At 73.8% G+C, this 21378-nt stretch carries 19 protein-coding genes and 1 riboswitch; of the genes, 12 read left to right on the forward strand and 7 right to left on the reverse strand.

Annotation, left to right across the window (positions count from 1 at the left end):
• The first annotated feature begins 1 nt into the window (after nucleotide 1).
• The 6 genes from AB0D53_RS10760 (at nucleotide 2) to AB0D53_RS10785 (ending at nucleotide 7249) form a co-directional block, all read left to right on the forward strand.
• The gene (locus AB0D53_RS10760; protein WP_329816790.1) at nucleotides 2-232 is read left to right on the forward strand and encodes a hypothetical protein; all 231 of its coding nucleotides are present in this window, start codon (nucleotides 2-4) and stop codon (nucleotides 230-232) included.
• Nucleotides 233-382: 150 nt separating this feature from the next.
• A riboswitch (cobalamin riboswitch) is annotated at nucleotides 383-514 on the forward strand.
• A gap of 144 nt (nucleotides 515-658) precedes the next feature.
• A complete protein-coding gene (locus tag AB0D53_RS10765) occupies nucleotides 659-1657 on the forward strand; it encodes a cobalamin biosynthesis protein (RefSeq protein ID WP_362443191.1) in 999 nt (332 codons plus the stop codon).
• Nucleotides 1654-3180 carry a cobyric acid synthase gene (locus AB0D53_RS10770; RefSeq protein ID WP_362443194.1) on the forward strand — a complete coding sequence of 509 codons (1527 nt, stop codon included), beginning with the start codon at nucleotides 1654-1656 and terminating at the stop codon, nucleotides 3178-3180. Before AB0D53_RS10765 ends, AB0D53_RS10770 begins: the two co-directional genes overlap by 4 nt.
• 61 nt (nucleotides 3181-3241) lie before the next feature.
• On the forward strand, nucleotides 3242-5260 hold the full coding sequence (locus AB0D53_RS10775) for a putative cobaltochelatase (protein ID WP_362443197.1): 2019 nt from the start codon (nucleotides 3242-3244) through the stop codon (nucleotides 5258-5260).
• Nucleotides 5260-5859 carry a cob(I)yrinic acid a,c-diamide adenosyltransferase gene (cobO, locus tag AB0D53_RS10780; RefSeq protein ID WP_362443200.1) on the forward strand — a complete coding sequence of 200 codons (600 nt, stop codon included), beginning with the start codon at nucleotides 5260-5262 and terminating at the stop codon, nucleotides 5857-5859. Before AB0D53_RS10775 ends, cobO begins: the two co-directional genes overlap by 1 nt.
• A gap of 10 nt (nucleotides 5860-5869) precedes the next feature.
• The gene (locus AB0D53_RS10785) at nucleotides 5870-7249 is read left to right on the forward strand and encodes a cobyrinate a,c-diamide synthase (RefSeq protein ID WP_362443203.1); all 1380 of its coding nucleotides are present in this window, start codon (nucleotides 5870-5872) and stop codon (nucleotides 7247-7249) included.
• A gap of 14 nt (nucleotides 7250-7263) precedes the next feature.
• On the opposite strand, the gene AB0D53_RS10790 is transcribed toward AB0D53_RS10785, so the two are convergent.
• Nucleotides 7264-7986 carry a ZIP family metal transporter gene (locus tag AB0D53_RS10790; RefSeq protein WP_362443206.1) on the reverse strand — a complete coding sequence of 241 codons (723 nt, stop codon included), beginning with the start codon at nucleotides 7984-7986 and terminating at the stop codon, nucleotides 7264-7266.
• A gap of 92 nt (nucleotides 7987-8078) precedes the next feature.
• On the opposite strand from AB0D53_RS10790, the gene cobC reads away from it, so the two are divergent.
• Complete coding sequence (gene cobC / locus AB0D53_RS10795) at nucleotides 8079-9761, forward strand: Rv2231c family pyridoxal phosphate-dependent protein CobC (protein ID WP_362443209.1); 1683 nt, start codon at nucleotides 8079-8081, stop codon at nucleotides 9759-9761.
• Nucleotides 9762-9816: 55 nt separating this feature from the next.
• On the opposite strand, the gene AB0D53_RS10800 is transcribed toward cobC, so the two are convergent.
• Nucleotides 9817-10926: an SCO1860 family LAETG-anchored protein gene (locus AB0D53_RS10800; protein WP_362443212.1), complete on the reverse strand. Its 1110-nt coding sequence runs from the start codon at nucleotides 10924-10926 to the stop codon at nucleotides 9817-9819.
• Between the two features lie 325 nt (nucleotides 10927-11251).
• Complete coding sequence (locus tag AB0D53_RS10805; RefSeq protein WP_362443215.1) at nucleotides 11252-12352, reverse strand: amidohydrolase family protein; 1101 nt, start codon at nucleotides 12350-12352, stop codon at nucleotides 11252-11254.
• Between the two features lie 110 nt (nucleotides 12353-12462).
• Here AB0D53_RS10805 and AB0D53_RS10810 point away from each other — a divergent pair, with 110 nt between their 5' ends.
• From AB0D53_RS10810 to AB0D53_RS10825, 4 genes are all read left to right on the forward strand, one after another.
• On the forward strand, nucleotides 12463-13569 hold the full coding sequence (locus AB0D53_RS10810; RefSeq protein WP_362443218.1) for an aminotransferase class V-fold PLP-dependent enzyme: 1107 nt from the start codon (nucleotides 12463-12465) through the stop codon (nucleotides 13567-13569).
• Nucleotides 13570-13774: 205 nt separating this feature from the next.
• Nucleotides 13775-14635, forward strand: a complete 861-nt coding sequence (locus tag AB0D53_RS10815; RefSeq protein WP_362443221.1) for a class I SAM-dependent methyltransferase — start codon at nucleotides 13775-13777, stop codon at nucleotides 14633-14635.
• Nucleotides 14632-15903 (forward strand): hypothetical protein, encoded by a 1272-nt coding sequence (locus tag AB0D53_RS10820; protein ID WP_362443224.1) that lies wholly within the window; start codon nucleotides 14632-14634, stop codon nucleotides 15901-15903. Before AB0D53_RS10815 ends, AB0D53_RS10820 begins: the two co-directional genes overlap by 4 nt.
• A gap of 42 nt (nucleotides 15904-15945) precedes the next feature.
• Nucleotides 15946-16971 carry a VOC family protein gene (locus AB0D53_RS10825; RefSeq protein WP_362443227.1) on the forward strand — a complete coding sequence of 342 codons (1026 nt, stop codon included), beginning with the start codon at nucleotides 15946-15948 and terminating at the stop codon, nucleotides 16969-16971.
• 108 nt (nucleotides 16972-17079) lie between these two features.
• Here AB0D53_RS10825 and AB0D53_RS10830 read toward each other — a convergent pair whose 3' ends face one another.
• Nucleotides 17080-18150: an alkene reductase gene (locus AB0D53_RS10830; RefSeq protein WP_362443230.1), complete on the reverse strand. Its 1071-nt coding sequence runs from the start codon at nucleotides 18148-18150 to the stop codon at nucleotides 17080-17082.
• A 146-nt stretch (nucleotides 18151-18296) separates the two neighbouring features.
• Between AB0D53_RS10830 and AB0D53_RS10835 the strand changes: the two genes are divergently transcribed.
• A complete protein-coding gene (locus AB0D53_RS10835) occupies nucleotides 18297-18791 on the forward strand; it encodes a MarR family winged helix-turn-helix transcriptional regulator (RefSeq protein ID WP_362443233.1) in 495 nt (164 codons plus the stop codon).
• Nucleotides 18792-18806: 15 nt separating this feature from the next.
• Here AB0D53_RS10835 and AB0D53_RS10840 read toward each other — a convergent pair whose 3' ends face one another.
• The 3 genes from AB0D53_RS10840 to AB0D53_RS10850 form a co-directional block, all read right to left on the reverse strand.
• Nucleotides 18807-19868, reverse strand: coding sequence for an aminotransferase class V-fold PLP-dependent enzyme (locus AB0D53_RS10840; protein ID WP_362443236.1), 1062 nt, complete (start codon nucleotides 19866-19868; stop codon nucleotides 18807-18809).
• A 107-nt stretch (nucleotides 19869-19975) separates the two neighbouring features.
• A complete protein-coding gene (locus AB0D53_RS10845) occupies nucleotides 19976-20683 on the reverse strand; it encodes a DsbA family oxidoreductase (protein ID WP_362443239.1) in 708 nt (235 codons plus the stop codon).
• A gap of 116 nt (nucleotides 20684-20799) precedes the next feature.
• Nucleotides 20800-21207, reverse strand: a complete 408-nt coding sequence (locus AB0D53_RS10850; protein ID WP_362443242.1) for a hypothetical protein — start codon at nucleotides 21205-21207, stop codon at nucleotides 20800-20802.
• Between the last annotated feature and the right edge of the window lie 171 nt (nucleotides 21208-21378).

Consider the following 21378-nt stretch of genomic DNA (forward strand, 5'->3'; position numbering starts at 1 on the left):
CATGAACATCGACTGGGCAGCCCTCGGCTCCGTATTCGGCGTCTCCCTCGTCGTCACCGTCGCGCTGGTGGGCCTCTTCACCCTGGGCATCGTCGGCCTCTCCAAGCAGCCGGAACCGGCGGCGCAGGGCGGCTCCGGCGGCTCGGTGCTGCTGGCCCGCGCCGGCGCGTACGTCTGCTTCACGCTGTGCGCGGCGGCCGTCGCGTACGGCATCTATCTGATCGTCGCCTGAACCACCCCGCGCACGCTCCCCCGTCGGGCCGGACACCTGTGGTGTCCGGCCCGATGTGGGTATCAGCACACTGCGCAGCCGCAGGTCAACGGCAGGTTGACGGGCGTTCGCGGAGCGTGGTGGACTGCCGGAGCCAATTACGGCGACAGCAGAGGAAGCCGGTGCGAATCCGGCGCGGTCCCGCCACTGTCACCGGGGAGCGGTCCCCCACACCGGAAGTCACGGCACGCGCGAGCGGGCTGGAAGGCCGGGGGAACCGCGGATCCGGGAGCCAGGAGACTCTCGTCGCCGGTCACGTCGAACCAGGGCGCGGACCCTGAGTGAGGACATATCGCCATGCCCGGCTGCCGTGCGTCCGCTGTCCCGGTGCTCTCGCCGAGAGCCTCCTGTACGAAGGTCCGCCGAGGCGCGACGGCCGGCTGAGCCGTGCGAGCCGACCGCATCTTCGCGTACGGCGCCACGGCCGGTCTGATCGGCGATCTGCTGCTCGGTGATCCCCGCCGGGGACACCCGGTCGCCGCCTTCGGGCGGGCCGCGGCGGTCGTCGAGCGCCGGCTGTGGCGCGACCACCGCGGGTGGGGCACGCTGCACACCCTCGTCTGCGCCGGAGGCGCCGCCGGCGGTGCCGCGCTGCTCGCCCGCGCCGTACGCCGCAGCCCCGCCGCCTCCGTGGCGCTGACCGCGGCCGCCACCTGGTCCGTCGTCGGCGGCACCTCCCTGGGCCGTGAGGCACGGGCCATCGGCTCCGCCCTGTCGGCCGGTGACATCGACCTGGCCCGGGAGCGGCTGCCGCATCTGTGCGGGCGCGACCCGCAGTCCCTGGACGGTCCGCAGATCGCCCGCGCCGTGGTCGAGTCCGTGGCGGAGAACACCTCGGACGCCGTGGTCGGCGCCCTGGTGTGGGGCGCGCTGGCCGGGGTCCCCGGGCTGGCCGGCTTCCGGGCCGCCAACACCCTCGACGCCATGGTCGGGCACAAGTCGCCCCGCCACCGCCGCTACGGCTGGGCCTCGGCCCGCCTCGACGACCTCGCGGGCTGGCCCGGTGCCCGGCTCACGGCCCTGCTCGCCGTGGCCGCCGGAGGGCGGCCGCAGGGAGCGGTCCGCGCCTGGCGGGCCGATGCCGCCCAGCACCCGAGCCCCAACGCGGGCCCGGTGGAGGCCTCGTTCGCGGGCGCGCTGGGCGTACGGCTCGGCGGCACCCTCGCGTACGGCGGCCGGGTCGAGCACCGCCCCGTGCTCAACGGGGAGACGGGCCGGGCGGTGGAGACCGCGGACATCGAGCGCGCGGTGCGGCTGTCGCGCCGGGTGGGCGCGCTGGCCCTCGGCGTGTGCGTGGCGGGACGGCTCGGCGCGGCCCTGGCCGCACGACGGATCACGTCCCGCCGCGCGGCGGGACCTCGTATCGCAGGACGGAGAAGCGCATGAGCGGCGGGCTGCTGGTCGCCGGAACCACTTCCGACGCGGGCAAGAGCGTCGTCACCGCGGGCATCTGCCGCTGGCTCGTGCGCCGGGGCGTGAAGGTGGCGCCCTTCAAGGCGCAGAACATGTCGCTGAACTCGTTCGTCACCCGCGAGGGCGCCGAGATCGGGCGCGCCCAGGCCATGCAGGCCCAGGCGGCCCGTGTGGAGCCGAGCGCGCTGATGAACCCGGTCCTGCTCAAGCCCGGCAGCGACCGCTCCAGCCAGGTCGTCCTGATGGGGAAGCCGGTCGGCGAGATGAGCGCCCGCGGCTACCACGGCGGCCGGCAGCAGGCCCTGCTCTCCACGGTCGTGGACTGCCTGGAGCAGCTCCGGAGCACGTACGACGCGGTGATCTGCGAGGGGGCGGGGAGCCCGGCCGAGATCAATCTGCGGCGCACGGACATCGTGAACATGGGTATAGCGCGGGCGGCGCGCTTCCCGGTGGTGGTCGTCGGCGACATCGACCGCGGCGGTGTCTTCGCCTCGTTCTTCGGCACGACGGCGCTGCTCGCCGCCGAGGACCAGTCGCTGATCGCCGGCTATCTCGTCAACAAGTTCCGCGGCGACGTGTCGCTGCTGGAGCCGGGCCTGGAGATGCTGCGGGACATCACCGGACGGCCGACGTACGGGGTGCTGCCCTTCGCCCACGGCCTCGGCATCGACGAGGAGGACGGTCTGCGGGTCTCGCTGCGCGGAGCCGTGCGCGAATCGGTGGTCGCGCCGCCGCACGGCGAGGACGTGCTGCGCGTCGCGGTGTGCGCGGTCCCGCTGATGTCGAACTTCACCGATGTGGACGCGCTGGCCGCCGAGCCCGGCGTCGTCGTCAGGTTCGTGGACCGCGCCGAGGAGCTGTCCGACGCGGACCTCGTCGTCGTGCCCGGCACCCGCGGCACCGTGAAGGCGCTGGCCTGGCTGCGCGAGCGCGGCCTCGCCGGCGCGCTGGCGCGGCGCGCGGCCGAGGGCCGGCCGGTCCTCGGCATCTGCGGCGGCTTCCAGGTCCTCGGCGAGCGGATCGAGGACGAGGTCGAGTCGCGGGCCGGGCGGGTCGAGGGCCTCGGCCTCCTCCCCGTACGCATCCGCTTCGACCGTGAGAAGACCCTGGCCCGGCCCGTCGGCGAGGCGCTCGGCGCGCCGGTCGAGGGGTACGAGATCCACCACGGCGTGGCGGACGTGCACGGCGGCGAGCCGTTCCTCGACGGCTGCCGGGTCGGCGCCGTGTGGGGCACCCACTGGCACGGTTCGCTGGAGAGCGACGCATTCCGCCGCCGCTTCCTGACCGAGGTCGCACGGGCCGCCGGCCGGCGCTTCGTCCCCGCCCCCGACACCGCGTTCGCGGCGCTGCGCGAGGAACAGCTCGACCGTCTCGGCGATCTCGTGGAGGAGCACGCGGACACCGACGCGTTGCTGCGGCTCCTGGAGTCGGGCGCGCCGTCGGGGCTTCCCTTCATCGCTCCCGGAGCCCCCGCGTCCCCCGGAGGCCGCCGATGACCCGGGGCACTGCCGGGAGCCGCCTTTTCCATGACCATTCACCCGCAGGAAGGACCGCCTCGTGAGCACGCATTTCCCGTTCACCGCCGTCGTCGGGCAGCAGGACCTGCAACTCGCCCTGCTGCTCAACTCCGTCGCACCGAACATCGGTGGCGTGCTCGTACGGGGCGAGAAGGGCACCGCGAAGAGCACCGCCGTGCGCGCGCTCTCGGCGCTGCTGCCGGAGGTGGACGTCGTCCCCGGCTGCCGTTTCTCCTGCGACCCCGTGTCGCCGGACCCGGCGTGTCCCGACGGTCCCCATGAGGCGGGGGCCGGTGTGTCGCGGGACGCCCGGATGGTCGAGCTGCCCGTCGGCGCGTCCGAGGACCGGCTCGTGGGGGCGCTCGACATCGAACGGGCGCTCGCGGACGGCGTGAAGGCCTTCGAGCCGGGTCTGCTGGCCGACGCGCATCGCGGGATCCTCTACGTCGACGAGGTCAACCTGCTCCACGACCACCTCGTGGACCTGTTGCTGGACGCGGCCGCCATGGGCGCCTCGTACGTCGAACGCGAGGGTGTCTCCGTGCGGCACGCGGCGCGTTTCCTGCTCGTCGGGACGATGAATCCCGAAGAGGGCGAGCTGCGGCCGCAGTTGCTCGACCGTTTCGGGCTGACCGTCGAGGTCGCCGCCTCCCGGGAGACCGATCAGCGGGTCGAGGTCGTGCGACGGCGTCTCGCCTTCGACGACGACCCGGCGGCGTTCGCCGCCGGGTGGGCCGGCGAGGAGGACGCGCTGCGGGCGAGGATCGCCGCCGCGCGGGCGCTGCTGCCCGAAGTGCGGCTCGGGGACGCGGCGTTGCGGCAGATCGCGGCCACCTGCGCGGCCTTCGAGGTCGACGGGATGCGCGCGGACATCGTGATGGCGCGGACGGCCACCGCGCTGGCCGCCTGGGCGGGGCGTACGGATGTGCTCGCCGAGGACGTGCGGCAGGCGGCTCTGCTCGCGCTCCCCCACCGGCGCCGGCGCAATCCGTTCGACGCGCCGGGGCTCGACGAGGACAAGCTCGACGACACGCTGGAGCAGAACGGCGGCGAGGACGACGACCCGGACCCGGACGGCCCAGGTGGCGGCGGCCGGCCCCCGCGGGGCGACGGCCCCGACACGCCGCCGGGGCCCGAGGACGCGGCCGGCGACACGCCCGCGCCGTCCGTACCCGGGCAGGGCCGGGAACAGGGGCAGGGGCAGTCATCCGGGAGCCCTGAGCAGCAGCCGGTCCGCGCCGCCGAGCCGTTCCGCACGAAGATGCTGAGCGTTCCCGGTCTGGGCGAGGGCGCGGCGGGGCGGCGGTCCCGGGCGCGTACCGAGCACGGGCGTACGACCGGCGCGCGGCGTCCGCAGGGCGCCCTGACCAAGCTGCATCTCACGGCGACCGTGCAGGCCGCCGCCCCGCACCAGCGGGCGCGGGGGCGGTCGGGGCGCGGGCTGGTGGTCCGGCGGGACGATCTGCGGCAGTCGGTCCGGGAGGGGCGCGAGGGGAATCTCGTGCTCTTCGTGGTGGACGCCTCCGGGTCGATGGCCGCCCGGCAGCGGATGGCGGCCGTGAAGGGCGCCGTCCTCTCGCTGCTGCTGGACGCGTACCAGCGCCGGGACAAGGTCGGGCTGATCACCTTCCGGGGCAAGGACGCCGAGGTGGCGCTGCCGCCGACGTCCTCGGTGGACGCCGCGGCGGCGCGGCTGGAGCTGCTGCCGACCGGTGGGCGCACCCCCGTCGCGGCCGGGCTGCTGAAGGCCCACGAGGTGCTGCGGGTGGAGCGGTTGCGTGATCCGTCACGGCGGCCGCTGCTGGTCGTGGTGACCGACGGGCGGGCGACCGGGGGGCCCGAGCCGGTGGCGCTGGCGGCCCGGGCGGCACGGCTGCACGAGGCGGAGGGCGTCGCGTCCGTCGTCGTGGACTGCGAGTCGGGGCCGGTACGGCTCGGCCTCGCGGGGAGCCTGGCGCACGCTCTGGGGGGCGGTGCCGTCACGCTCGACGAGTTGCGGGCCGACTCGATCGCCGGGCTCGTCAAGGACGTTCAGGAAACCAACAGGAGGGCCGCGTAATGCCGCAGGGACAGCCGACCACCGTGCCCGACGACGGGCTCACCACCCGTCAGCGCCGCAACCGTCCGCTGCTGATGGTGCACACCGGCATCGGCAAGGGGAAGTCGACGGCGGCCTTCGGGCTCGCGCTGCGCGCCTGGAATCAGGGGTGGCCCATCGGCGTCTTCCAGTTCGTCAAGTCAGCGAAGTGGAAGGTCGGCGAGGAGAACGCGCTGAAGGTCCTCGGCGCGAGCGGCGAGGGCGGGTCCGTCGTCTGGAACAAGATGGGCGAGGGCTGGTCGTGGGTCCAGCGCGACGGCCAGATGGACAACGAGGAGGCGGCGCGCGAGGGCTGGGAGCAGGTCAAGCGCGACCTGGCCGCCGAGACGTACCGGCTGTACGTCCTCGACGAGTTCGCATACCCGATGCACTGGGGATGGGTCGACACCGACGAGGTGGTCGAGGTGCTGCGCAGCCGTCCCGGCACGCAGCACGTGGTCGTCACCGGGCGCAACGCACCGCAGAAGCTGCTGGACGCCGCGGACCTGGTGACCGAGATGTCGAAGGTCAAGCACCCGATGGACGCCGGTCAGAAGGGTCAGCGGGGCATCGAATGGTGAAGGACCCGCGGTGAACGTTCCTCGTCTGGTGATCGCCGCGCCCTCGTCGGGCAGCGGCAAGACCACCGTCGCCACGGGGCTGATGGCGGCCTTCGCGGGGCGCGGCCTCGCCGTGTCCCCGCACAAGGTCGGGCCCGACTACATCGACCCCGGCTACCACACGCTGGCCACGGGCCGGCCGGGGCGCAACCTCGACGCGTACATGTGCGGCCCCGATCCGGTCGCCCCGCTGTTCGCGCACGGGGCGCGGGGGTGCGACCTGGCGGTGGTCGAGGGCGTCATGGGGCTGTACGACGGGGCTGCGGGCCAGGGCGAACTGGCGTCGACCGCGCAGGTGGCGAAGATCCTGCGGGCGCCCGTGGTGCTGGTCGTCGACGCGTCGTCGCAGTCGCGTTCCGTGGCCGCGCTGGTGCACGGCTTCGCCTCGTGGGATCCGCAGGTGCGGATCGGCGGGGTGATCCTGAACAAGGTGGCCTCGCAGCGGCACGAGGCGCTGCTGCGGGACGCGCTGGACGAGTCCGGTCTGCCGGTGCTGGGGGTGCTGCGGCGGGCCGAGCAGGTGGCGGTGCCGTCGCGGCACCTGGGGCTGGTGCCGGTGGCCGAGCGGCGCGGCGACGCGGTGGGCGCGGTCGCGGCGATGCGGGAGCAGGTGGTGGCGGGGTGCGATCTGGACGCGCTGATGGCGCTGGCCCGGTCCGCGCCCGCGCTGCCGGGCGGGGCGTGGGACGCGGCGGAGGCGATCGGCGCCTGCGGCGGGCCCGTGCCGCCGTCCTCCTGCGCCGGGGGCCGGGGCCCGGTCGTGGCGGTGGCCTCCGGCGCCGCGTTCACCTTCTCCTACGCCGAGCACACCGAGCTGCTCACCGCCGCCGGGGCCGAGGTCGTACCGTTCGATCCGTTGCGGGACGAGGCGCTGCCCGAGGGCACGCGGGGGCTGGTCATCGGCGGCGGCTTCCCGGAGGTGTACGCCTCCGAGCTGTCGGCCAACGCGGCGCTGCGCGGGGCCGTGGCCGGGCTGGCGGAGTCGGGGGCCCCGGTCTCCGCCGAGTGTGCGGGGCTGCTGTATCTGGCGCGTTCGCTCGACGGTCTGCCGATGTGCGGGATCCTCGACGCCGAGGCCCGGATGTCGAAGCGGCTGACGCTCGGCTACCGGCAGGCGGTGGCGGTCTCCGACAGCGTGCTGGCGGCGGCGGGCACCCGGGTGCGCGGGCACGAGTTCCACCGCACGGTGCTGGAGCCGGGTGCCGGGGCCGCTCCGGCGTGGGGCATGCACCAGCCGGAGCGGCGGGTCGAGGGGTTCGTGCAGGGCGGTGTACACGCCAGCTATCTGCACACGCACTGGGCCTCGGAGCCCGGCATGGCCCGCCGGTTCGTCGAGCGGTGCGGGGGATGAGCCGCGTGCGGCGCTCAGTCCGCGATGCCCACCACGAGCCAGATGAAGCCCACCCCGGCCACGGTGCACAGCAGCGTGGAGCGGGCCGGGTGTGCGTGGTGCGCCTCGGGGAGGATCTCGGCGGCGGCGAGGTAGAGCAGCGCGCCGCCGAAGAAGCCGAGATAGCCGCCGAGGAGTTCCTCCGGAAGGGTGAACAGAAGGGTCGTCGCCGCGCCCACGAGCGGCGCCAGGGCGTCCGCGAACAGCATGAACAGGGCCTTGCGGCGGGCGTTCCCGTACAGGCTGGTGATCGTGTACGTGTTGAAGCCGTCGGCGAAGTCGTGCGTGATGACGGCGAGGGCGACGGCGGCCCCCATCCCGGCGCCCACCTGGAAGGCCGCGCCGAGCGCGACGCCGTCCATCAGGCTGTGGCCGACCATCGCGGCCGCCGCCGTGAGCCCGACCTGCGGCACCCGTTCCTCGCCCGCTCCGTGGGCCGCCTGACGTACGGCGAGCAGCCGCTCCACGAGGTGTGCGAGGAGGAAGCCGCCGACGAACAGCAGGAGGGCGGCCGGGACACCGAAGACGGGTTCGCCCGCTGCGTCGACCGCCTCCGGCAGCAGGTCCAGGCCGACCACTCCGAGCATCAGCCCGCCGGCGAGGCCGAGGACCAGATGACGGCGGTCGGTGACGCGCTGGGCGACCCAGCCGCCCGCCAGGGTCATCAGGAACGCGCCGAGCGCGACGAACACCGCCATGCGCTCTTGCTAGCCGATCGGCCCCGGTGCGCGCATCTCAGCGCGCACCGCGCCGCACCCTCCGCCCCTGCGCTCCGAAAGGACCCCGGCCCATGTCCGAAGCAGCCGACGCAACCACCGTGTTGCGGCCCGCGCCGCTGGCCGTCGGGGTCGGCGCGTCCAGGGGCGCACCGGCCGACGAGGTCCTCGGCCTGGTCCGGGACACCCTGCGCGGCGCCGGGCTCCCGCTGCTGGACGTGGCGGAGCTGGTGACCGTGGACGCCAAGGCGGACGAGCCGGGAATCGTCGCCGCCGCGGCGGCGCTCGGCGTGCCACTGCGTACGTACCCGGCCGGGGAGCTGGCCCGTGTCGAGGTGCCCGGTCCGTCCGGCGCGCCGCTCGCAGCGGTCGGTACGCCGTCGGTCGCGGAGGCCGCCGCGCTCGCGGCGGGGGGTGAGCTCCTCGTACCGAAGCGGAAGTCGGCCCCGCGGGGGCGGGCGCCGATGGTGACCTGTGCGGTGGCGCGCCGCGATCCGGGCGGGCGGGCGGACGCGGCGGATGCGCCGAGCGGTCCCGGCCGTTGCGTGGAGCCGGGTGCCGGGCGCATAGTCGTTCTGCAGGACTCCGAGGAGCGGGCAGGGCCGCCGCGACAGCCGGTCTCCCGCCCCGACGACGGCCCTCACCCCCACACCACGGCGGCCATGCACACTCCCACGGAAAGTCCCGACGCGACCGGCGCGGGCACGCACGATCTGCGGCACCACGGTGACGCGGAAGTACGGGGACGGTACCGGGATCTGACCGATCTCGCCGTCAACGTACGGGCCGGGACTCCCCCGGCCTGGCTCAGGGACCGGATATCCGCGTCGCTGGGCTCGCTCGCCGCCTACCCGGACGGCCGTCCGGCGCGGGCCGCGGTCGCGGCACGGCACGGGCTGCCGGTGGAGAGGGTGTTGCTGACGGCGGGTGCGGCGGAGGCGTTCGTACTGATCGCCCGGGCACTGCCGGTCCGCCGTCCGGTCGTGGTCCATCCGCAGTTCACCGAGCCGGAGGCGGCGCTGCGCGCGGCCGGGCACGAGGTGGGGCGGGTGCTGCTGCGGGCCGAGGACGGATTCCGGCTGGATCCGTCGGCGGTGCCCGAGGAGGCGGATCTGGTGGTGGTCGGCAATCCGACCAATCCCACCTCGGTGCTGCATCCGGCGGCGGTGCTGGAGCAACTGGCACGTCCCGGCCGGACACTGGTGGTCGACGAAGCGTTCATGGACGCGGTGCCGGGCGAGCGCGAGACGCTGTGCGGGCGTACGGACGTCCCGGGGCTCGTCGTGCTGCGGAGCCTCACCAAGACCTGGGGGCTCGCGGGGCTGCGGATCGGTTACGTGCTGGCCGAGCCGGGGACCGTCCGCGCGCTGGAGGAGACCCAGCCGCTGTGGCCGGTGTCCTCGCCGGCGCTGACGGCCGCCGAGGCGTGCATGGAGCCGCGGGCCCTGGCCGAGGCGGCCGCCGCCGCGGAGCGGATCGCGGTGGACCGGGCCCATCTGGTGGCGGGGCTCATGGAGTTCACCGAGGTCCGGGTGGCGGGGCCGGCCGAGGGGCCGTTCGTCCTGGTGCGGCTGGAGCGGGCCGCCGAGGTGCGGGAGCGGCTGCGGATGCTGGGGTTCGCGGCGCGCCGGGGAGATACGTTTCCCGGGCTCGGCCCCGAGTGGCTGCGGCTGGCCGTGCGCGACCGTGTCACGACCAACCGCTTCCTCCAGGCTTTCGACCAGGCACTGCAGACGCTGGGCGCGGCGGTGCGCTGAGGGGGCAGCCGGTGCGCGACCGGCACCGGCTGCCCCGCTCGGGCTCCGGAAGAGGTCAGCCCTGGGCGCGGCGCCTGGCCACGACCACTGCCCCGGCGCCCGCCGCCAGCAGTACGGCCGCGCCGCCCGCGATGTACGGCGTGGTGGAACTGCTGCCCGTCTCCGCGAGGTTCGAGCCGGCGGCGGGTTCCTGGCCGGTGCCGGTCTGCGGCTTCACCCCGCCGCCGGTGGTGGAACCGCCGTGGCCGCCGGTGGAGCCGGTGGTGCTTCCGCCGGTGCCGGAGGTGCCTCCGTCGGTGGAACCGCCGTTGCCGGAGCCGCCGCTGTTCGACCCTCCGTTGGTCGACCCTCCGTTGGTCGAACCGCCGTTGGTCGAACCGCCGTTGGTCGATCCTCCGCTGTTGGCGCCTCCGCTGTTCGACCCGCCGTTGTCCCCGTCGCCCGGTCCGGTCGACTTCGGCGTCTCGCAGGTGGCCTCGACGAGGGTGACCTCGCCCTGCACATCGGCGACGTTCAGCTTGAGCGGGTTGACGGAGACCTTCAGCCGCAGCGCGGTCGCCGCGGCGGTGCGCGAGGTGGTGTGCGTCTTCGAGAGGTCGAGGCTCACCTCGCCGACAGCCGGAACGCTGATCCGCGTGGTGCCGCCCGCGGTGAGGTCGATCCGCTTGCCGAGGACCGACACGTGCCCGAGTACGTTCGACTCGGCGACCGGCTTGTGGCCCACCTCGCAGACCGCCTTGGAGGTGACCTTCTCCACCTCGATCAGCGAGAGCAGCGGCAGTCCGGGAACGTGGACCCGCGCCTTGACCACATTGCTGTAGCCCTCGGCCCGGTGCTTGTCGACGGTCGCGTTCGCGGTGGCCACGTCGGCGGCGAGCACGCTGACCGGCCGGCCGCCCTCCACACCGTCGAGCCGCACGCTGAGCGCGGTCTCCTTGGCGTCGGCGGGTGCCTTCACCTCGTTGAGCGTGGCCCTGAGCGGCACGTCGACCGTCTTGTTCAGGAGCGAGACATCGAGTGCGGCACGGAGCACGACCGCGCTCGCCTTCCCGTCGCCGGTGGTCGTGGTGGTCGCGTCGGCGGCCTGCGCCGGGGCGGCGGCCAGCAGGGCGACGGGAGCGACGGCGACCGCGAGGGCGGCCAGGCGGAAGGTGTTGCTGTTCAAGGTGGTGGAACCCCCACAAGAGACATGGAGCCACCGGTGCCGTCCATGGGGGACATCGAGAGCTCCGGTGGCCTCGACCCCGAAAGCTTTACGCACGGAGGGTGAACTCGCGGACACCTGACGTGAGTTCACCCCAAAGGGGGGTTTCCGCGCCTGTATTCGATTATCTCGGTACGTTCGTTCCTCCGGGTCACCCGATCCGCCGAGCGCGGACGGTGCCGGAGCCCACTGCGCCGGGGTGCGCACGAAGATGGTTCAACGACCTGGCAGAGGGTTCGGTAACTGCCCGTCAACACGGCGCACCCCGGTCACGGCACCGCCGGACTCAGCCGATCACCCGCCCGTTCAGCACCACCCGCCGCGGCGCCGCCAGCACCCGTACGTCCGCCCGCGGGTCCTCGTCGTACACCACCAGGTCCGCCGGGGCGCCCTCCTCCAGCACCGGCCGTCCCAGCCACTGCCGGGCGCCCCAGGTCGTCGCGGACAGCGCGTCCAGGGCCGGGATGCCCGCCTTCACCAGCTCGGCGACCTCGTCCGCCACCAGCCCGTGGGCGAGCACGCCGCCCGCGTCGGTGCCGACGAAGACCGGGATCCCGGCGTCGTACGCGGCGCGCACCGTGTCGTATCGCCGTTCGTGCAGCCGCCGCATATGGGCCGACCAGCGGGGGAACTTGGCCTCGCCGCCCGCCGCGAGCGAGGGGAACGTGGCGATGTTGATCAGTGTGGGGACGATCGCCACACCGCGTTCGGCGAAGAGCGGAATGGTGTCCTCGGTGAGCCCGGTGGCGTGCTCGATGCAGTCGATCCCGGCCTCGACGAGATCGCGCAGCGAGTCCTCGGCGAAACAGTGCGCGGTGACCCGGGCGCCGAGCCGGTGCGCCTCGGCGATGGCCGCCCCGACCGCCTCACGGGGCCAGAGGGCGGTGAGATCGCCCACCTCCCGGTCGATCCAGTCGCCGACCAGCTTCACCCAGCCGTCGCCGCGGCGCGCCTCCTGCGCGACGTAGGCGACCAGCTCGTCGGGCTCGATCTCGTGGGCGTAGTTCCGGGTGTACCTGCGGGGCCTGGCGATGTGCCGGCCGGCCCTGATGATCTTCGGCAGGTCCTCGCGGTCGTCGATCCACCGGGTGTCGGCCGGCGAACCCGCGTCCCGCAGCAGCAGCGCGCCCGCCTCCCGGTCGGCGAGGGCCTGCTTCTCGCTGGTCGCCGCGTCGACGGCGCCGTGGTGGTCGAGCCCGACGTGGCAGTGGGCGTCCACCAGGCCCGGCAGCACCCAGCCGGTGACGGTCACCGCCCCGTCCGTACGGGCCGGCCGCCCGTACGAGATCCGCCCGTCGACCACCCAGAGCTCGTCCCTGACGTCCTCGGGACCGACGAGCACCCGCCCCTTCACATGCAGCACCTGCGATGCCTCGTGATCACTCATGGGCAGCACTGTACGAGGCGGCGCGCGGGGCCCTGGGTACGCTTCGACGGAAGCACTGTCCGTACGCGCCACAGCGCACCGACCCGCCCCGACCCGAAGAGAGCACCACCGTGACGCACCCCTTCCTCGACCTCGCCCCGCTCACCGCCGCGCACTTCGCGGCCATCGAGAAGCGGGTGGCCGGCCTCCTCGCCACCGAGCAGGACGTCGTCATCATGCAGGGCGAGGCGCTGCTCCCCCTCGAAGGCTGCATCCGGGGCGGTGCCCGGCCCGGCTCGACCGCGCTGAACGTCGTCACCGGGCCGTACGGGCAGACCTTCGGGAACTGGCTGCGGGACTGCGGTGCCCAGGTGATCGATCTCGCGGTCCCCTTCCACACGGCGGTCACCGCCGACCAGGTCGCGCGGGCGCTGGCCGAGCACCCGGAGATCGACTTCGTCTCCCTGGTCCACGCGGAGGCGGCGACCGGCAACACCAATCCGGTCGCCGGGATCGGTGAGGTGGTCCGTGCGCACGGGGCGCTGTTCATGCTGGACGCCGTCGCCTCGGTGGGTGCCGAACCGCTGCTGCCGGACGTGTGGGGCGTCGACCTCTGTGTGATCGGTGCGCAGAAGGCGATGGGCGGCCCGGCCGGGGTGTCGGCGGTGTCGGTGAGCGAGCGCGCCTGGGAGCGGATCGCCGCCAACCCCGAGGCCCCGCGCCGCTCGTACCTCTCGCTGCTGGACTGGAAGGAGCGCTGGATCGACGGTGGCCGCAAGGCCCTGCTGCACGCCCCCGCCCAGCTGGAGATGCTGGCGCTGGAGGCCTGTGTGGAGCGGATCGAGGCCGAGGGCCTGGACGCGCTGATGGCCCGTCACGCCGCTGCGGCCGCGGCGACGCGCGCGGGTGCGGTTGCGCTCGGCGGCGGGCTCTCGCCGTATGTGCACGCGGCCGTGGAGGCGGCGCCGGTCGCGACGACGCTGCGCACCCCCGAGGGCGTCGACGCCGCCGGGCTGGTCGCGGGGGCACTGGCGGCCGACCCGTCGCTGCCGCTGATCGCGGGCGGCGGCGCGCTGTCCAAGGAGATGATCCGGGTCAATCACTACGGTGTGGACGCGACGCGGGGCGCGGTGCAGTCCTCGCTCGCGGCGCTGGGGGCGGCGCTGGCCGACGCGGGCCGGCAGGTCGATCTCGATGCCGCCCGCAAGGCCGTCTCGGAGGCCTGGCCGAGCGAGTAGACCCGCACCGCTCCCCGGGTGTGCGAGGGGCCTGATCCCGCGAAGTGCCAGCTCCCGAGGGCGCGTTGGCCTCTCGGCCCCTGGCGGGTGCCGAGAGCCGATGCGTACTATGTGGGACTGATCACGACGGTCGGTGGTCCCGGGACCGGAGGCCGAACCAAGGGATCAGGCGCCGGCACACCAAGCACCAGCGGGAGACTCGCCCATGCACCGTGGAGTAGAACTGACCGCCTATCTCGTCAACGAGTCGCGCGCCAGGATGCCCGAGCTCGCCGAGGACCCCCTGGCGGCGGCGTGGATCCCGGACGGCGACCGGCCCGCGGTGCGTGAGCTGTGGGACGAGTTCGCCGGCACCGTCTACCCCCACGACGATCTGGTCGTCTCGCTGCGCGGCAGGTACATCGCGGACACCCTGGCCCGCTCGCTGCGCGCGGACCCGGACACGGTGCTCGTCGTGTGCGGGGCCGGTTTCTCCTCGTACCCGTGGCTCCTGCCGTTCCGGACGGCGCTCGAAGTGGACCTGCCGGACATGGCCGCGGCCAAGCGGACCCGGACGGCGCAGCTGGTGGCGTCCGGGGTCCTGCCGGAGCGCGATGTCCACCATCACGCCGCGGACCTGGGCAGCCCGGACGCGCGCAAGGAACTCGTCTCCCTGGTACGCGAGTTGGCCGCCGGGCGCCCGGTGGCGTACGTGGCCGAGGGTCTGGTCTTCTATCTGCCGTCGGAGGCGGCCCGCGCGGTCGTCACCCTCGGGGCCGAGTTCGGTACCTGTGCGGTCACCGCCGTCAGCTACTGGCCCGCCGCGGCCGCGGGCAGCAAGGTCCTCGCCGACCAGCGGCAGTGGTTCCGCAGCCGTTCGGTCCCGGAGGAAGCCTCCTATCTGACCCATCACGGCCTGACGTCGCTGCTGGGCAAGGAGATCGAGGACTGCGGTCCGGAGGATCTGCAGCAGCGCTACCTCGGCCGGGTGGACGTGCCCGAGTCCGACCTGATCCCCGAGTACGTGGCCGTTTCCTGGAACGTTCCCGGGCAGGGTCTTCCGGAGCAGCCCGGGGTGACGCGTTGAGCGAGGTGCTGCACCTGCAGAGCAGGGCGTACCCGGTGCACCACAATTCCCCGGCCCTGAGCCTGGAGTCCTTCCAGGTGCCGGGACACGGCGAGTTACGCCCGACCGCCGGTGAGCTCGGGACGCTCGTGTACAACCCGGACCACACGATCGAGCTGGACCTGAAGGAGATCGTCACCAGGGTGATCACGCTTCCCGGTGCGGAGATCGTCGGCTGCCACGCCCGGATCCTCAGCGCGGGCAGCATCCTGGTGACGTACGCGCTCAGGCACGACGCGGACTTGCGCCTGCTCCCCCTCGCCGAGCTGGACGCGCTGGACGCCCGGGTGAACAACGTGCTCCGCGAGGCGGACGCCCCCCTCCTCGCCGCGGTGCTGACAGCCGCGGCGGCCTGCGGTCTGCTGCAGGGGCTCGCTCTGCGGCCGGACCTCGCGGGCAACGGCGAGGCGGCGCCGGTGGACCGTCAGTCCGCCCGGTACAACTGCCATTTCGTCACCCGGGAACCGCCCTGGGCCACCGATCCCCGGCTGCCGCAGCTCACCCCGGGACCGCACTGCCGAATACTGCTGCCGTACACCTACGCCTGGGACGAGGACCCGGAGACCTCGCTGCCCGAGCTGCGGACGATGCTGGAGCCCACCGACATCGCGACGGCCCAGCAGTCCCTGCTGGTCGGCGCCCTGCTGGGCGGCCGCCGGATTCTGGCCGACCTCGCCAAGGCCGAGCACCCCACCACCGACGTCCACGCCTTCCGGCGCTTCCTCGACGGCGTCTGGGCCGACTACCACCACCTCGACGGCTACCGCATAGAGTCGACCCAGGGCCCCAGGTCCACCTATCTGGCCGCCCGTGAATCCATCGGCCTGGACAACACGCAGGAGCGGACCGACAAACTCCTCGGCTACGTCGGCAGTTCCCTGCTGGCCGCCGCTTCGCAACGGACCGAGGCGCTCGACACGCGGCTCAACCGTGTCGCCTCCTCGCTCGCCATGGTCGCGGCGGCGTCCTTCAGCCTCGATGTCGCGGTGTTCCTGCTGCCCGATGTCTCGCTGGGACCGCGGATCGGTGTGGTCAGCAGCCTGATCGCGCTGACCGCCGCCGGGATCCTCGCCGTGTTCCTGCCCAACCACCGCCGGTGGAGGCGTCCGTCCGGGCGCGGCGGTGCCGGGCCGTCACGACGGGTGCCACGCCCGCGCACGGCCACCCCGGCCCCCGCACCCGCGCCCGATCCGGACGGCCTGCCCGCCGACCCGGCCCCCCAGCCGTAAAGCGCTGTACTCCGGCGGACAGCGGCGGACACAGTAGAGCCCATGACCTCACTCGTACGTCACATCACGATCGACTGCGCCGACGCCCACAAACTGGCGGGCTTCTGGGCCGGGGTGCTCGGCGCACGTCTCTCGGACGACGACGCCCCCGGTGATCCCGAGGCGCTCGTCGAGTCCCCCGGTGCCGCACTGCTGTTCATCCAGGTGCCGGAGCCCAAGAGCACCAAGAACCGCGTCCATCTGGACATCCAGCCGCAGGACCGGACCAGGGACGAGGAGGTCGAACGGCTGCTCGGCCTCGGCGCCACCCTCGTCGCCGACCACCGGCGGCCCGATGGGCGCGGCTGGGCGCTGCTCGCCGATCCCGAGGGCAACGAGTTCTGCGTCGAGTGCGGTGCCGCGGAACGGGCGGCCCTGACCGGGGCCCGGCTGCCGGTCACGGCGGACGACGTGACGACCGCGGTGGACCTCGCCCTCGCCGCGCTCCAAGAGTCCCCGGTGACGGACTGGAACATTCCGGCGGGGTCGCTGGAGTGGAGCTGCTGGGAGACCGTGGAGCATCTGAGCGACGACCTGTTCTCCTACGCGGCCCAGCTGGGCCCGCGGCGCCCGGGGCTGGACGAGTACCTCCCGTACCGCTGGGGCCCCGACCGCGAGGGCGGTCCGCACAACGCGGTCTTCGCGGACCCGTCGGCCGGCCCCGCCGGGCTGCTGCGGACGCTGGAGGCGAACGGGGCGCTGCTCGTCGCGATGGTGCGGACCGCCCCGCCCGAGCTGCGCTCGTACCACTCCTACGGGGTGTCCGACCCGGAGGGCTTCGCCGCGATGGGGATCGTGGAGACCCTGGTGCACCTGCACGACGTCGCCGCGAGCCTGGGCGTCGACTGGGCGCCGCCCGCCGGCCTCTGCGACCGGGTGCTGGCCCGGCTGTTCCCGGACGCCCCCGGGGACGCAGACCGCTGGGCCGTGCTGCGCTGGGCCACCGGCCGCGCCGAGTTGCCCGGCCACCCGTGCGTCACCTCGTGGAAGTGGCACAGCGCTCCGCTGGAGGAGTCCGGCCGGAAGTAGCGCGGGGCGGGGGCCGGCCGGCCGGGACTCGTCCGGGCGAGGACTCCGGCGGCCGTCCGGCATCACGAGCCTTCAGGAGGACGTGCCGGCCCTCTCCGGGACCGGCCCTCAGGAAGCGTCGAGCGCCGGGTAGTCGACGTACCCCTTCGCGTCCCCGCCGAAGAAGGTCGACGGGTCCGGGGTGTTGAACGGGCCGCCGGCCTTCAGCCGGGCCGGCAGGTCCGGGTTGGCGATGAACAGGGCACCGTAGGCGATGAGGTCGGCGATCCCGTCGTCGACGAGCGAGTGGTCGTCCGGTCCGGTCGGCCCGTCCGTCAGCGCGCTGAGGACGAAGGTGCCGGAGAACTGCTTGCGCAGCGCGAGGGTCAGCTCGCGGATCTCCACCGCCTCCAGGAGGTGCAGATAGGCGAGGCCGAGCGGCTCGATCTCCCGGACCAGCGCGGCGTAGACGGCCTCCGGCGCGGGCTCGTCGATGTCGTTGTACGGGTTCCCCGGCGAGATGCGCAGCCCGGTCCGCTCCGCGCCGATCTCGGCGGCGACCGCCTTGACCACCTCGACGGCGAACCGGATGCGGGCCTCGTCCGAGCCGCCCCACTCGTCGTCGCGGAGGTTGGTGTTGGGGGCGAGGAACTGGTGGATGAGGTAGCCGTTGGCGCCGTGCAGTTCGACCCCGTCGAAACCGGCGTCGACCGCGTTGCGGGCGGCCGTGGCGAAGTCGGCTATGGTCTGCCGGACCTCGTCGCCGGTCAGTTCGCGCGGCGTGGTGAAGTCCTTCATGCCGATGCCGGTGAAGAGCCGGCCGGCGGGCCGGACCGGGGAGGCGCCGACCGGGGTCAGGCCGTCCGGGAGCACGTCGGGGTGGCCGATCCGGCCGGAGTGCATGAGCTGGGCGAAGATCCGGCCGCCCGCCGCGTGCACCGCGTCGGTGACCTTGCGCCAGGACGCGACCTGCTCGGCGCTGTGCAGCCCAGGGGTGGAGGGGTAGCCCTGGCCCACCGGCGAGGGCTGGACGCCCTCCGTGATGATGAGGCCGGCCGAGGCGCGCTGGGTGTAGTACTCGACGACGAGATCCGTGGCGGTGCCGCCCTCACCGGCCCGGCTGCGGGTCATCGGGGCCATCGCGATGCGGTTGGCGAGCCGGGTTCCGGCCAGGTCGATCGGGTCGAACGCGGTGGTCATGGAGACTCCCGGAAAATTTATATGGTCGGCCAACTATCTTTGCCGGGCCACTGTAGCCCATTAATTGGCCGACCAATGTAAAGTTCGGAGAAAGCCGCCGGACCCGGCACCGGAGCCGGCCGGAGCGTCGCCCCGAGGAGTCCCCCGTGAAGGCCGAACCCGCCGACCCCGCCTGTACCGCCCTGCCCAGCGCGGCTCTGGGCGGCCCCGTCAGCCATGCCCTGTCCAGGGTCGCCCGGCTGCACCGGACCGCCGCGGGCAAGCTGCTCAAGGGGCTCGGGCTCTACCCCGGCCAGGAGTTCCTGATGATGTGTCTCTGGGACTCCGGTGCGGTGCGTCAGTCCGAGCTGATCAAGGCCGTCGACCTCGACCCCTCCACCGTCACGAAGATGCTCCAGCGCCTCGAACAGACCGGGCACGTGCGCCGCCGTCCCGACCCGGACGACCGCCGGGCCGTCCTGGTCGAGGCCACCGACGCCAGCTGTGCGCTGCACTCCGACGTCCAGCGGGCCTGGACGGACCTGGAGGAGCACACCCTCACCGGTCTAGGACCCGCCGAACGCGCGGAGCTGACCCGGCTGCTCGCCAAGGTCGAGGAGAACCTCTGCCGGGAGGCCGGGGACTGCCCCGGTCTCCCCTGATCCCGGCGTGCGGCGTCAGCCGGAGAGCACGTCCAGGACCCGGTCCACGTCGGCCTCCGTGTTGTACAGGTGGAAGGCGGCACGCAGGCTCCCCGCCCGGTTCGAGACCACCACCCCGACCCGTGCGAGTTCCGGCTCCCGCGCGCCGAGGCCGGGCACGGCCACGATCGCCGACTCCCCCGGCACCGCCTCGTGCCCCAGCCCGGCCAGCCCCGCCCGCATGCGGGCCGCGAGCCCGGTGGCATGGTCGTGGATGGTCTCCACACCGACCTCGCCCAGCAGCGCGAGGGAGCGCTCGGCGCCGTGGTACGAGAGGAAGGCGGGCGGTTCGTCGTAGCGGCGCGCGGTCGGCGAGAGCCGCTCGACCGGTCCGTAGGTGCTGCTCCAGGGGTCGACGGCGGCGGACATGCCGACGAAGACCGGCGGCAGGTTCTGCTGCGCCTCCTCGGTGACGGTGAGGAACGACGCGCCCCGCGGGCAGAGCAGGAACTTGAATCCGCCGGTGACGGTGTAGTCGTACTCCCCGGCGTCCAGCGGCAGCCAGCCGGCCGACTGGGTGGCGTCCAGGAGCGTCCGGGCACCGTGCGCGGCGGCCGCCGCGCGCACCGCCTTCAGGCCGGCGATCCGGCCGTTGGCCGACTGCACGGAGGAGAAGGCGACGAGTGCGGTGCCCGGTCCCACCGCGTCGGCCAGCCGGTCCAGCGGGACGTAGCGCATCCTGAGGTCGCCGCGGGCCGCGAAGGGTCCGACGACGGAGCTGAACTCGCCCTCGGGCGCCACGATTTCGGCCCCCGGCGGCAGCGAGGCGGCGATCAGCCCGACATGGACGGAGACCGAGCTGCCGACGGCGACCCGGTCGGTGTCGACCCCTGCGAGGCGGGCGAAGCCGCTACGGGCCGCTTCCACCATCGCGGAATCGCCGGAGCCGTCCGTGACGCCCTCGGCGAGCGCCTCGGCGAGCCCCCGCACGGCCGCCACGGTCCGCCGGGGCAGCAGCCCGCAGGTGGAGGTGTTGAGATAGGTCGTCCTCGGCGCGAACTCGGCGTCCACCGCACTGCTGAGCGAAGTAGTCTCCATACGCCCAGCCTGGGGCCCCCTCAACCTCTGGTCAATCAAGAAAAGTTGAGGGGTACACCCAAGCACTGCTTGTCCGTGCCGCCGGGAACGGCCCGGAAGGCCTCGCCTCAGGCCTGCGGAACCTCGCAGGCGCCGTCGGCGTCGCACGCCGCCGCGTCCCCGCCGATCACGGTGAGCGGACGGTCCTTCCACGCCTGCTCCAGCGCCTGGGCGAAGACCTCGGCGGGCTGGCCGCCGGAGATGCCGTAGCGCCGGTCGAGCACGAAGAACGGCACCCCGTTGGCGCCCAGCTCGGACGCCTCGCGCTCGTCGGCCCGCACCTCGGCCGCGTACGCCTCCGGGTCGGCGAGCACGGTGCGCACCTCGTCGGCGTCGAGCCCGGCCTCGACGGCCAGCTCGACCAGCACGTCCGCGTCGTAGACGGACCGCTCCTCGGCGAAGTTCGCCCGGTAGGCGAGGTTCAGCAGCTCGTCCTGGCGGCCGCGGGCCTTGGCCAGGTGGAGGAGCCGGTGGATGTCGAAGGTGTTGCCGTGGTCACGGCCCTCGGTGAGATAGCCGAGCCCTTCGGCCTGCGCGTTGGCCGCGACGTTCGCCTCCATGGCCTGCGCCTCTTCGCGGGTGCGCCCGTACTTCCGTGCCAGCATGTCGATGACCTGCGCGGTCTCCCCCTTGGCGTGCCCGGGGTCGAGCTCGAAGGACCGGTGCACGACCTCGACCTGGTCGCGGTGGGCGAACCCGGCCAGGCCCTTCTCGAAGCGGGCCTTCCCGATGTAGCACCAGGGGCAGGCTATGTCGCTCCAGATCTCGACGCGCATGTCTCTTCTTCTCTCCGTGTCCTCGTACGTACGGCTCGGACGGCGTACGGCTCAGATGGTGCGGAGCCACCCTCCGCCCCCGTGGACAACACCGGAGCGGACCGCCTCATTCCCTCTCACTCCCCGTCGTCGAGCACGACGGCCGGCCGGTCGGCGACCACGGCCACCAGGATCACCGGCGCGTCGCCGTCGCACTGGTCGAGGGAGACGGCGGCCCACCGGCCCCCACACCGCCAGGTCCCCGGGACAGCCCTGGTCGCACAGCGCCGGTACAGCGGCGGCAGGGGCTCACCCGCGAGGTCGCGGAAGACCGGCACCCGCATGCCCGCGGTCCGGTGGGCTCCCCACCGTCGGTCCAACTCGCCCACGAGAGAGGTGAGACGGGCCGATGCGGCCTCCTCGGCCTCCTCCCACTCGCGTTCGTAGACACCCACGAGGCCGTCGCTCTCCCGGAGCGGAACGATCCGGAAGCCCTCGCGCTCGGTCGCGCCCCACTCCCCGGTGCCCGGCTCGCCCTCGTCCACCGTCGACCCCTCGGCCGGTACGGGGCCGGCGAGCAGCGCCTCGATGTCGTGGACCGCGCGGCCGGCCCCGAAGGCCTCCCCCGGACCGGTGCGGTCGGTCCGCTTCGACAGGCGGCCAGGGGCGCGGGCGGCGCCACGACGACGGCACGGTGCGCAGGTGGCACGGCCGGA

The organism is Streptomyces sp. NPDC048295 (genome assembly GCF_040652135.1).
In the GTDB taxonomy this organism is placed as follows: domain Bacteria; phylum Actinomycetota; class Actinomycetes; order Streptomycetales; family Streptomycetaceae; genus Streptomyces.